The following is a 12,598-nucleotide window of genomic DNA, read 5'->3' as shown; positions in this document are numbered from 1 at the left end:
CAAAGACACCCACTGAACGTCTTTGATTCGTCTTTGATTCGAAAATGATACGTCATTAATCCCTAACTACATTGGATTCTCAACGGCAGAAGAATGGATATTGCCCGATAGAATATCAAGCAACAATACTTGGGAGTTAATACAAACCAAGAAACTTACATCTCATGCAGATCAATATACCCTCACAAGAGACATTTTAAAGATAAAGAAAAGATTTATCGACGATAAAAATTAAATTTAAATCGGAAACATTAACATTTATACGTTAGAAAGGTGTATATTTATAGTGCCAAATTTCTCAGAAAGGTGATTTACCTTCCTTTATACATGGCATCACTACTATGATATACTGGAAATTTCAAGAGATAGTAAAGCCGCCGATGGCCGATTCACCAGGCCGATTGATGATTAAAGATGATAATTATAATTCCTGTTTGCCGTTTTGCCGGGGAAGTTCCGGGAAGTGCAGCACTTGCAATAGGCGGGGACGATAGGCCCGCCCAATCGGGAACCATCGGTCACCGATTTTAACGCTGTTACCCACAAATGTATCGATGTAATGCCAGTTCAAGATGAAACTCTGGTGTACCCGGATGAACGTGTCATCCGGCAAAGAGCGTTCCATCACCCCCAAACGATAAGAAATCGTCACCCGACTCCCGTCGATCGCGTGAAACTCGCTATAACTGCCCGATCCCTCGACGTAAAGAATGTCCGCGTACAAAAGCCGCCGGCAATAATTCTCCCACCAAAGAAATATATGTCCCTCGCCGTAACGGGGTTCGCTTGAATGTATTAACGTGTTGGTCTTTTTGTTTTCCATAAATGATTGATTTTACACCTCGTAAAATCTGCCCCGGCGGCTGTAGCGATTATTGACATTCGCGAATAAAACCGGAAAACAAAAGACCAAACAGACATTGTCTAAGTCAACGTGTCACTTAAAACTATTCCAAATCAAAATGATAGTTCCCCCAACGGGAAATCTTCCCTTTTTTCTTTTTTACAGGAACGACTTTCATTCGCTTGATGACTTTTCCCTTTTTCACCTTGTAAAAAATCTCCCCACGACCGTGACGGGGGAAGTAGTCGCTTTCAGCACTTCGCACATCCGACAAACGTAACTTACCCGTGTACCACGTTGCCTCCACCGGACTATCGCCATTCCCGGGAAAAACGACATCAAGAGGGATTATTTCCCATGAATTCGCCCGTCGGAGCGAGAGGAGATAGAGTTTATCGTCCCGGATTTCCCAGTACCCGATATATCCCCGCAAACGGAAACGCGTGAACTCACCCCGCAACAGGGGACGAATCCGGGCGTAAAGATTCGTGTTATATTGGAAAGGGTAATTCTCCAACTCGTAAGTCTTACCGTTCACGGTAATCTCATCGAAATCCTTGTTAACCCAAAAAGTAGCCGAACAGATAGCCTTACATCCCTTGCCCTCCCATGCCCTCACTTCTATCAACGGCGCATGTACCCGACCGCGTAACTTCACGTACTCCCATTCAGGCACAAGCTGCACACACTCTTTCAATTCTTGTATGTAAGGGTTGGAGTAATCATTCTCTACCCATTGTTCGTCATCGTCTCTTACTTGTCCGACGGCGGATTTATTCGATACCACCCGCACGGCAAGGCCGAGGCTATCTATCGTCCCGTCAGGCCGGGGAGTCACCTGCACTTTAGCAAGCAAATATTTATTCGCCAATTCCGGGAAACGATCTCCGTCAAATAACGTCTCGATCAAATCTCCGGCCTCCACATAGGAGAACGTTGATTCTCTCAGCTCGTTACGATACGTCGCTTTAGACATGATTCGCCCGTTTTCTACCCGGTATATCCATTCATCCTCGTAATCCGATCGAAATCCCAAAGCACCCCGACGAATACATTTTCCTCCTACCACATCCAGCTCCCCGCTAAACCACGAGGCAAAAACTTTTCCATCTTGCACGTAATCATCAAAGATACCGCCTAAATCCATAAACACGACTTCATGATCATCAGAACGCATCGTGCCATAGTGATCTTCGATCTTCTCCAAAAATAAGGAATCCTCCTGCAAACGCCACCACCCATAATACGCTGATGCATCCCGAATATAAGGAGGAGAATACACCCGATCGTACACCTTGGTCGCCAATGTTGAATCTGCGTTTAAAGGATTGGAATACATCCGGAAAGTATCCCTCTCGATAAGAACCATGCTCTGCCCGGAAACTTCCATCGGAACAAAAACACGAAAACAAGCTAAAAATATCCATGGAACAAACTTCAATTTTTTCATCATACCGCAAATTTTAAAAGATAACAGATTGGACCGCCCCTAAACTCATCCAAAAGGCGGTCCCCATTCCATACGTTTCTCTCGTTTACTTATTTACTCGTCTTGCTTCCGGCTGTTCATCTCGGCCTCATTCTTTTTGAGTAATCTTTTAAACTCGTCTTTCGGCAATCTCCATGGACTAAATGTACCGAACATATCATAAGCGACCTTATTCAAAAATAATGTTGTATATTCATTTCCACTTCCCAAAGAACCACATACTCCGAAAATAATACCCCTGTTAATATCACTATCTGTACTCAAAATTTGGAAATCTACCTCCTTGATTGCTTTACATCTTTCTTTTATCAAATTACGGTAAAGGTTTTTCAGTGTGTTTTTCGAGAGTTTTTCTAATTTCTGAAACGTTTCATCCGGCATAGAAAATTCAGCCGTGAAAACTCGTCCATCTTTATCAATGAGAAGCCTAATATTAAACTCTTCTAAAGCTTTTATCTCGGCAGGAACTATTGTCTCCCAAATTTCATCCTCCCAATCACAAATAGCCTCGTTCACTTCATCAGAATTTAGATTATAATTAATCCCTCCCGGGTATTTACTTTCAAATCGCAGAAGATTGTCTTTAAGATCAGAGGTTCTCAATCTCCAATAAACCCCTCCCGACTCATAAGTCTTTTTTATCGGTATCACTTCCAAACCATTAATGATTCTTTGGGGCAACGTATCCACTACGTATGGTGTCCATTGTGCATTTGCTATCATGATACATGATAAGCATACGAATAGTGTTATAATTATTTTTTTCATCTTTCCATGTTTTTGAGATTAATATCCACCTCGTTGACTTAACTACTAAGCACTAACAGGATGAAGAACAAATAACCGATGTCTTTAAATAGTTTTGATTTCATCAGCTTATATGTATTTAGTTTTTAAAATTAGGACCGCCCCTAAACTCATCCAAAAGGCGGTCCTCATTCCATACGTTTCTCTCGTTTACTTACTTACTCGTCTTGCTTCCGGCTGTTCATCTCTGCCTCATTCTTTTTGAGTAATCTATTAAACTCGTCTTTCGGCAATCTCCATGGGCTAAATGTACTGAACATATCATAACAAGTCTTATTCAAAAAAATGGTCGTGTACTCATTTCCACTTCCCAACGAACCACATACTTCTAAAAGAATCCGTCGACCTCCTTCGCTATCTGGATCCAAAACTTGTAAATCTACTTTCTTGAAAGTTTTACATTCCTCCTTTATTAAATTGTGGTAAAAATTTTTTAATGTGTTCTTTGGGAATCCGTCCAATTTCTGAAAAGCTTCGTTCGGCATAGAAAATTCCACGGTGAAAACTTGTCCATTTTTATCAACAAAAAGCTTAAGATTAAATCCTTCTAAAGCTTTTATCTCGGGAGGAAATATTTCCCAAAGTTGATCCTCCCAATCATAAATAGCCTTGTTCACTTCGTCGGAATTTAGATTATAATTAATTCCTCCCGGGTATTTACTCTCAAACCGTTGAAAACATTCTTTAAAATCAGAGACTCTCAATCTCCAATAAAATTCTCCCGATTCATAGGTCTTCCTTATAGGAATAACTTCCAAACCGTTAATAACTCTTTTGGGCAACGTATCCACAACGTATGGATACCATTGTGCATTTGCGATCATGGTACATGACAAGCATACGAATAGTGTTATAATTATTTTTTTCATCTTTTCGTGTTTTAAAATTAATATAATGAATCTGTGTTATTTAATTTTACCGTAAAACCAAATAATACCTAACAATCGTGGTCTATAGCCATTCAAATCTGCTACCTTTATTTTTGTATCTTCTATCCAAAATAGACGGGATATACCAAACTGGATAAAATTCTCTGAGAACTGATCCATATTCTGAACCTCATTTTTAAGAAGCTTATCCAGCCACCCTAAATAACGTATATATTCATCATGATCTATTTTCATCCCTTGATATTCATACGGAAATGTACTAAAATCACGACGCATAAATAAATCGGTCAAAACCCTTATCTCGTACTCTTCCCGAGCGGCATACAATCGCTTCCGGTACTCGTCAACCGTGTAAAAAGCAAAAAAATGCAATAACTCATGTATCATGTTTTCTATCTTAAGGTTTTCTACACCAGAAAAACCTATTTCGGAAGAATTAGGATTAAACCAAGATTTCCTTTCATCATCATATCTTACTGCTACTCGAAACTTAAATCCCCTATTTATCAAATCATCTACAACATCACGCATTTCCGGAATAAAGCGATATATGCTTTGAAGAAAATTCTCCACTTTGCCAAGATAACTCTTGCTATCAGCGGATTTATCGTAATCGATAAGCTTCTTCACCCATTCTTCGTATCCGGCAAAAGGTGGCGATGTCCTACTACTCAAGACCTCTAACCCTTGTTCGTCTTCTACCATATCCATCTCATTAACACAACTACTAAGTGCTAACAAGATGAATAACAAATAACCGATGTTTCTAAACAATTTTGTTTTCATAAGTTTATATGTATTTAGTCTTTAAAAAAAGGACCGCCCCTTGGATGAGTTCAGAGGCGGTCCCGGTTCAACGTACTCCTCACACTTGCTATTTCTTCTTTTTCAGCATCTCATCGATCTTCTTCTCCAAGTCTTTGCCCCGGAGATTTTTAGCCACAATACGGTTTTCACCATCGAGGATAAAGGTGCAGGGGATTCCCTTCACGCTATACGCGGTAGCAATCTCAGATTGTCCGCCTTTCAAGTCAGACACGTTTTTCCAATCGCTGCCATCCTGACCGATTGCCGACAACCAAGCCTGCCTGTTATCATCAATGGAAACACTGATGATCTCCAACCCCTTCGGGCGATAACGCTTATAGATCTTTATCAAGTTCACGTTCTCTGCCCGGCAGGGACCACACCAAGAAGCCCAAAAATCAACGACTTTCACTTTAGCTTTCGTCTCGTGCAGTGAAAGTACACCGCCATCCGCCAACGGGGCGCTGAAGTTGGGAGCGATTTCCCCCACGGCGACTTTTTTCATCATTTCCAGATCAGCTGCAATCTGTTTGCCGTAGGAAGTTGCTTTCGCCTTTTCACTCAGAGCATCGTAACGTTCGGCTAATTTCACTTCGTCCAAACTCTGCGGCAACTTCGAAGCGATCACAAATGCAGACACGGGAGAGTCGTTATGCTTCTTTATTAAGGTCAACTCGTCAGCCTCGACTTTCGCCACTATTTTTTTAAACTCCTGTTGCAATCTCTGTAATTGCGGGGGATTTGCCCGGGCTTGCATATCCAACTGTTGTTGACTTTGTTTCAAATACTTATCCAAATCATAAAATTCTTTCCATACTTTCTGCGCCTCCCCATCGCTCTCCACGATCAATTCGTTTGCGCCCATCGTGATCGTGTAGTTGGCGTTTTCCAGCATGAAAGAAGCCAGCACGGCATTCTTTTTCACCGGCATCAGATAGACCAACGTCAATTCCGGCATCCGGCCCGTGAACTCGAACACGCCATTCGTGACCGTGGCCTCGCCAATGTCAAGCATCCCCTTATCCGTGTTGGCCACCAACAGCAATTTACCATTGACCGTGTTGGCCAATTTCCCTTCAATCTTATAGCTATCCTCTTGTGCCATCGTGAACAAGACACAACCTAATAACATACATACTGTAAATAAAATCCTTTTCATCTTTTCCGCTTTTTGTTGTAGAGAAGTGGCTGAAAGCCCGCCCGCCGTAACGAACGGGACTTTCAGCACTTCCGATATTCATGTTCTAATCCCTCTGTCTTGGGAGTTTCAACGCCGGTTCCTTCTCCGTCTTCGGGTTAGCCTTCTCGATCACCATGCCGTCCACGATCATCCCCGCGGGATAAATCATCGAGGCCGGGTAAGCGTTCGGCAAGTAATTCATCACCTCTTCCTTCGAGGAGATGGCAACCAGCTTCAACAATTTTGTCAACTCCGGCATACGGAAACCCGTGGTCCGGACACGGGTCTCTTTCCCGTCCTTCAAGTCCACCCGGTACACGACAAGTGCCGACCCGGAAATACCTCTCACGATGTAAGCACAAGATTGCCCGGCCGCTTTCGCCGCCTTGATCAATAACTTCTTCATCTTCTCGTGAGCAACGCCCTTTTCCGCCTGCACGTGGATCGTTCCCGTTCCCGTCACTAACGTCGGGCTTTGCGGAGACATGATGAAACGGGAACTACCCGTAGTCTCCGGAGCCTTCAACGCAGGGATCCGCCCGTTCAGCATTTTCTTGAACACGCCCTTTTCCACCAACACCATTTCCACTTCCGGCGTGACACCGTCCCCGTCCACCTCGTAATAACCGTATAGCGGGGTCCCGTTATATTCCTTCTTGTTCGTGTAGTTCTTCACCGTCAGGCGCTCGTCCATGATCTTCTGACCGAACTGATCCGCCAATCCCCGTCCCATAGGCATGAGAGAACGGGCCGCGATCAACCCGCCGCGATAAAGCAAGTTATTGGCTAGGATGGTTGCCACGGCACCACCCTCGAACAGGATCGGGCCATTGTAATATTCCGCCACGGGAGGAGCCGCTTTCAACTGCATCAATCCCTCGGCAAACGCTTTCACCCGCTCTTTCAACTCCTCCACCGAAGGAATCTCTGCCGGATTCAACAGGGAAAGAGAGAACGAATCCCCCAAGTTCGAACCGTCGTCACCGCGGACTTCGGCTGAAACCGTGACACTCACGTAACCACCCGGCTCTTTCAGTTGTACCCCTTCCGTCGTCAGGCGGTACATATCCACCTCCATCCCGTTGATCGCCACGCTGGAATTATAAATCTCCTTGTACTCGTTGAACACGGCAGACACCTCGGTCACAAGCCGTTCCAAAACACCCTGATCAATCTTGTAGGCCGCCGGACGCTCTTGTACACGGGTAACCGCCGGGAGCGGTTGCATATCTGCCAGCGCCGCCTCTTCCGAGGGAAGTGGGTTCTGTTGCAGGTAATTCATTTTCTGCGCCATCATACCCAAGGCGTACTTGTACATCATATCGGACGATTCCCACAACCCGCGGCGAATCACGTCATAGTCCACCTCCGAAGGTAATTGCGCGGGAGCGATCTGTTCCTGATACTGCACGTCACTGTTTCTCTGGTAATCACCAAGCAACACCTGCGTGCCGCCACTCATTTGCCACGGGGACACGTTCGAAAGCATTAATCCTCCCAACGAGGCCGCCATTTGAAAATGACGATAGCGGGCTATCGTGTACGAAATATAATAAGGTTTCGGCCCGTTAGGAAGAACTAAAGCTGCCTTGTTACGTTCCTGTTCGGAGCGCATCGCGGCAAAAATAACATCATCCGGATTATTCTCTTTCACCACCTCCGGTTTCGGGGAAGGCAGGATCGGGGCAATATCACGAGCCTGCGCCCGACGTTGCGTTTCGATCTTACTCACGAATATCGTGGGTGAGGATGCCGTCACGGGCACCCATCCCGACTCCGCACCGCAAACGCCCGTGAAAACGCTGGGTTTGTCTCCGGCAGCCGCGATATTGGAGAACATGGACAACGGGGTTCCGATCAGGTCCACCCCCCGCACCAACTGATCCGGGCGACCGTCCACGAACACCCGGTACACTTCCAAGGGAGTCACGTTGAAGGAGTTCAGACTTCCGCCCTCACCCGTGTACGTGAAACCGCTTGTCACGGTCCGGAAATAGTAACCATACTCTTTCCCTTGTTTTTGAGCCTCCGCCACCAACATAGCCCGAAGTTCATCCTCCGTGTAAGGGTGAGTGGTCTCTATGATCAAGTTGGATTGCCGGGAAACGGGGTCTCCCCCGCCGGAAGTACGACCGTGGCCGTTACTTGACGGGAAGCCATCCAGCGGAACCCGACTCATCAAGAACTCTTTCAACACGCCATTCACCACGTTATCCACCCGGCGAGCTTTCACTCCCTCGTCATCATACACGTAATGACCGTATAAATCGGTATCGGCATAGCTTTTCAACAAAGGCGCACAATACACTTGAAATTCAACAGGCAGCACTTGCTCTCCCACCATCTTCTTGAAGGTTTGACCGCCCGATTTCAAGCGATGGCCTTCCAGACGGTGACCAAAGATCTCGTGAAAGAACACCCCACTGGCAGGGCCGGACAGGATAGCGGGACCCGTGTAAGGATCGGCCACCGGGGCATCGCGCAACGCCAGCAAGCGTTTGATCATGTCCCGTGCATCCGCGATCATCCGGTCATTATCCGGTAAGTCATCGGGCGTGTAAGCAAAATAGTCCCTGTTCAAGGGCAGTTCCATCCCGTCAGCCGCTTTCAAGGAGGCCATCAACATCACCCGGGTAGCAATCCGGTTCTGTACCACCACGCTCCCCTCGCTGTTCACGAAATAGGTGCGCAATACCTGAAAACTAAAACTGGCTGATCCCTCGCTTAACTCGGGGCAGGTTTTGAACACGGCGGAAACCTCGTTCAGGCGCTGTTCCCAAGCCCGCTTAATATCCATTTTCTGTCTCCCGGCAGCCAAGGGAGCCTCGTAATAACGTTCCATGGGAGCATCAGAGAAACACGGGGCTTTATCCTCATCAGCCACGCTCACCGTGGCCCGGGTCTTCGCCTGATCGTACATATTACGGGCGAACTCGTAACGTTTCAACGTTTCCCGCCAAATCGCTTCCCGGATCGCATCCGTGGCATCATCATCCAAGGGTAAAACGACCCCTCGCGCTCCTTGCGCGTTAGGTCCGGCAAACCCTCCCTGCATATTATACTTGAAATTATCCAGATCCGGACTGCCCAACCGGACTTGTGGCACCAATGTCCTCATACGATTCTCGTTAGAGGTAGTCACGGCCCCGAATGAACTCACGACCGTTATCGTGCGGTCGTCCATCGCCCGTAAGTTCATGTAATAGGGAACACTTTCCTGTTTTTTCAGTTGCTCCATGCTATACGCCAGCTCCCGTTTCATCAGTTGCAGGAGACGATCCTCCTGCTCTTGAGCGAAAGCCCCGGAAAAACACAACAAGAGTATCCCGCTAAAAAAGAGTTTGGTAAAATGATTGATTTTTAGCATATCGATCTATTTGTAGGGGCCATCCGAAAAGCTCTATCTGTCGCGAAACAAACTCCTCCGGCCTTCGGCCACCTCCTCTATGAACAGAGGAGGAGCTGCTAACTCTTACCAAAGACGGTAAGTAGCTCAACTCTCCCTCTGTTTATAGAGGGAGTACCCCGAAGGGGGGAGGGAGTTAAAAAAACAACTTTCCAGACTCCCCCTTTTTAATGATTCATCAAAATTGCTCAAGCGAGCATATCGAGATACCGTCCTCTACTTCAACTTAAAGAGAAGAATATCCCCCAAAGCAATCGCACAGTTTCCACCCGGGTCTGAACCGTCCTGTAAGGTAAACTTGATGTAGCGTACCTGCCGGGAACCTTCCGGGAATTTCAACAAAGTAACTTCTCCCGATCCGCGTCCCAATTCATTGGTTTCAAAATAAGTGACATTCTGCCAATGACCTCCGTCCGTGGACACTTGAATGGAAATCTGAGAAGGCATGATGTATTGCATCCGCCTATCCATCATCGGGTGATACAGGGGTTGTGCAATCTTTATCCCGCTAATCTCTGTTTCCTCCAACAATTCCATAGCCATCTCGTACTTACGAGGCATCGTATTAGACGTGGTTGTCCATGTTGTTTGATAATTATCATCCAACAAAGCATCCAAAACAGCATAAAGATCCGAAGGAGAACAATTAACCTTACTCCCGTTGTCATACGTTTTCAAGGCCTCCGGTGCAATCAATTCCATCTCGGGAAGCGGGGAGTATCCCATGTATTCCATATATGGAGGTTCTTCCGTCTCGAAATAGGGTATATTCCAGCCACCATACCATTCGATTTTCAATCCCAAGACATCCGGTTCACTTGCCTTATCCAAAACTTGAAGACTCCTCTCTATATCACTTCGCAACACGGGATGATCATAATCCGTCGAATATTTATACTTCGAGTCCAGATAACGGTTTTTCGCAAATATCAATTTTTTCAGATTCGGGCAATACAACACGTCCTCGAAAGTTTCCATATCGTAATCAAATTCCAACTCGGTCACCCCTTCTACAAATTTCTCAAATTCCGCTTCCTGCTCTTTCGTTTTAGTCGAATAACCATAACGACGCTCGATAGCATTGACAAATCCTGAACTGAAAATCTTCGTACGGTTCAGAGCCAACGGATCAAATTCAATCAGATCCGGACAACCTTCCACCCTTCCTTTCCGAAGTACATAGACCGTATCCGTCGGGTTCATGCTCACGTCATCAATCGTGATAAAAGCGTTGTAACTCGTTTCCTTATCAAACGTGTAATATTGAATATCACCCTGTGTATTCTTGTATTGCAACTTGATCTCATCAATATTCTCGTTCCACTGGTCGGAGAAGAAAATCAACTTATTTTTCAAGAAATAGGGTTTCACGACCCCTCTCGTGAATGCCAACATAATCTCGTGTTCCCTCGTGTAAGGACGCCCATAGGTCGTTTCCATCAAAGACTCGTTCCCCTCACCGTCCACAGCACAAATATCGAACCGGTACGTCCCGTTTTTCAAATTTTTCAACTCGTAGGACTCGGCCGTACTCGGAAGAAATATCGTATCTCCCAAGTTCTCACATGACCATATCACCTTGATTTTATCAACGGTAGCATCCGTCCCGTTTATCCATTCCAAAAGTAACCGTTCCCAACCGGGAGTGGCATGAACCTCTGTACATTTTGCCACGTAACGGATCTTTCCGTCCCCGGCATAATCGCTATACGTATCTTCCAAGCTTTCACCGCACCCCACTAACAACGCAGCAGCCGCAAATAGATTTATGATATATTTTCTCATTCTCATAGCTTAATCCTTTTTCACATAAACTTCCAGTTCCTGTAACGTAAAATACTCTTGCAAATTACGATTTATCCCGTCTTCCTTCGACACGTCAAACGTGTCGTGTACCAGCACTTTCAAGTAACGATACTTGTTGTTCACAGGAGGGAATTGAATATCCACGTAAATCGGGTCTCTCGTTTCCAGATCTTCCACGTCCTTAGGAGCCAACGTAAGATCCGTTGTAAGACGTGACCAACGTTTTTGTACAGCCTCACGCTTGGGATCCTGATTTAACTGTCCTAAGAAAACCCATCCTTCGTCATCCGGATCCGAAGATGTGTTATTACCATATACCGATATTCGACACGGCACCTTGTCTTCGTAAGAACCAATCCACACGTTCCCCCAAGTGGCAGGACTAACTGCATGATTACCAAGCATAGGATAAAGACAATAAATACGGATCCACGCCGGAATTTTCTCTTCCCTCAAGTCAAGAACCATCGGTTTTTCGTAAGCGTAAGGACCGGCAAGATAAGCTCCATAAACTTCCGTCCCCGTACGTGCATCCTTGTCTTCATAAGCAGAAGCGATCAAACGCTCCACACCTTTCAATTCCCCGTCAAACAGATATTCCACTCCCGTCTTGGCCTTAGCACTTTCCCTTGACATACCGAAATCATTGAAATCGTTCGCAGACATCTGCCATTGTTCTGTCCGGAAAGCATCAATGTCCGGATAAATTTCCTGTCTTACACGGAAACCGTGAAAATCCTCCGTGCGGACAATGACGGTATTCTTCGTTCTTTCTTGTTTCTGTATAAAATTAAGCGTGTCTCCTTTTTGCGTAATCGGGAAACTACTCATCAGAATCGTGTCTTCCTTCTGTGTCAGTGGATTTGTTCCCAAGTAAAAAACATGAACCATCCCGGTAACTATTGAAGGACTCTTGTAAATCACCTGAAAACCGTTCCACGAAGCTCTTACGTTCAGATCTTCGAAAAAAGACCAAGGCGCACTGTCCAGCGTTGAAAATTGATATTCCACCGCTGCCGATTCTTCGCTATTCTTGTTAACGAAAGAGATCCAAGCATTGATTCCCTCCTGACTTCTGGTGAAACCGTCTAACAACACCGAGTCACCACTATATCCACAGGCTTTTAATACATCCAATCCTTGCCAGTCCTTGTAACGGATATTCATGGCAAAGATGTCACTGTCATTCGGCAGACTGTAATGCATCATCGCCCCACCTGCAACCGGAGTAAACTTAATTTCCAGTCCTTCCGTCGATGGTTCGAAAACCGAATCATCGTCCTCGCAGGCAAACAAAGCGAACACAAATAATAATAAGAAAATGGTATTTTTCATCATTCTATCTTTTTTAAGGATTAAAATTTACAAT

General features: G+C 45.5%; 9 protein-coding genes. All 9 read right to left on the bottom strand.

The genetic code is table 11. From position 1 onward, the window contains the following. Positions 1 to 421 precede the first annotated feature (421 nt). Positions 422 to 823, bottom strand: a complete 402-nt coding sequence (locus tag QVC79_RS01010) for a LytR/AlgR family response regulator transcription factor (RefSeq protein ID WP_270595175.1) — start codon at positions 821 to 823, stop codon at positions 422 to 424. 124 nt (positions 824 to 947) lie between these two features. Further along, complete coding sequence (locus QVC79_RS01005) at positions 948 to 2,297, bottom strand: hypothetical protein (RefSeq protein ID WP_287642424.1); 1,350 nt, start codon at positions 2,295 to 2,297, stop codon at positions 948 to 950. Between the two features lie 90 nt (positions 2,298 to 2,387). Beyond that, on the bottom strand, positions 2,388 to 3,101 hold the full coding sequence (locus QVC79_RS01000) for a hypothetical protein (RefSeq protein WP_270595173.1): 714 nt from the start codon (positions 3,099 to 3,101) through the stop codon (positions 2,388 to 2,390). Between the two features lie 197 nt (positions 3,102 to 3,298). Continuing rightward, positions 3,299 to 4,009: a hypothetical protein gene (locus QVC79_RS00995; protein WP_270595172.1), complete on the bottom strand. Its 711-nt coding sequence runs from the start codon at positions 4,007 to 4,009 to the stop codon at positions 3,299 to 3,301. Between the two features lie 36 nt (positions 4,010 to 4,045). Further along, a complete protein-coding gene (locus QVC79_RS00990; protein ID WP_270595171.1) occupies positions 4,046 to 4,816 on the bottom strand; it encodes a hypothetical protein in 771 nt (256 codons plus the stop codon). Positions 4,817 to 4,904: 88 nt separating this feature from the next. After that, positions 4,905 to 5,996, bottom strand: coding sequence for a redoxin family protein (locus tag QVC79_RS00985; protein ID WP_270595170.1), 1,092 nt, complete (start codon positions 5,994 to 5,996; stop codon positions 4,905 to 4,907). Between the two features lie 85 nt (positions 5,997 to 6,081). After that, positions 6,082 to 9,384 carry a metallopeptidase TldD-related protein gene (locus QVC79_RS00980; RefSeq protein ID WP_270595169.1) on the bottom strand — a complete coding sequence of 1,101 codons (3,303 nt, stop codon included), beginning with the start codon at positions 9,382 to 9,384 and terminating at the stop codon, positions 6,082 to 6,084. Positions 9,385 to 9,639: 255 nt separating this feature from the next. After that, positions 9,640 to 11,214, bottom strand: coding sequence for a DUF4998 domain-containing protein (locus tag QVC79_RS00975; RefSeq protein WP_270595168.1), 1,575 nt, complete (start codon positions 11,212 to 11,214; stop codon positions 9,640 to 9,642). Between the two features lie 3 nt (positions 11,215 to 11,217). Continuing rightward, positions 11,218 to 12,564 carry a DUF4959 domain-containing protein gene (locus QVC79_RS00970; RefSeq protein WP_270595167.1) on the bottom strand — a complete coding sequence of 449 codons (1,347 nt, stop codon included), beginning with the start codon at positions 12,562 to 12,564 and terminating at the stop codon, positions 11,218 to 11,220. Positions 12,565 to 12,598: the final 34 nt, after the last annotated feature.

It is taken from the genome of Butyricimonas sp., assembly GCF_019423355.1.
GTDB classification, from domain to species: domain Bacteria; phylum Bacteroidota; class Bacteroidia; order Bacteroidales; family Marinifilaceae; genus Butyricimonas; species Butyricimonas faecihominis.
The sequence above is the reverse complement of the archived record's forward strand: the minus strand, read 5'-3'. Positions and strand labels throughout refer to the sequence as shown.

Bases quoted from the DNA above. Each gene is read 5' to 3' on its own strand.
- QVC79_RS01010 (WP_270595175.1), bottom strand. From the start codon at position 823: ATGGAAAACAAAAAGACCAACACGTTAATACATTCAAGCGAACCCCGT.
- QVC79_RS01005 (WP_287642424.1), bottom strand. From the start codon at position 2,297: ATGATGAAAAAATTGAAGTTTGTTCCATGGATATTTTTAGCTTGTTTT.
- QVC79_RS01000 (WP_270595173.1), bottom strand. From the start codon at position 3,101: ATGAAAAAAATAATTATAACACTATTCGTATGCTTATCATGTATCATG.
- QVC79_RS00995 (WP_270595172.1), bottom strand. From the start codon at position 4,009: ATGAAAAAAATAATTATAACACTATTCGTATGCTTGTCATGTACCATG.
- QVC79_RS00990 (WP_270595171.1), bottom strand. From the start codon at position 4,816: ATGAAAACAAAATTGTTTAGAAACATCGGTTATTTGTTATTCATCTTG.
- QVC79_RS00985 (WP_270595170.1), bottom strand. From the start codon at position 5,996: ATGAAAAGGATTTTATTTACAGTATGTATGTTATTAGGTTGTGTCTTG.
- QVC79_RS00980 (WP_270595169.1), bottom strand. From the start codon at position 9,384: ATGCTAAAAATCAATCATTTTACCAAACTCTTTTTTAGCGGGATACTC.
- QVC79_RS00975 (WP_270595168.1), bottom strand. From the start codon at position 11,214: ATGAGAATGAGAAAATATATCATAAATCTATTTGCGGCTGCTGCGTTG.
- QVC79_RS00970 (WP_270595167.1), bottom strand. From the start codon at position 12,564: ATGAAAAATACCATTTTCTTATTATTATTTGTGTTCGCTTTGTTTGCC.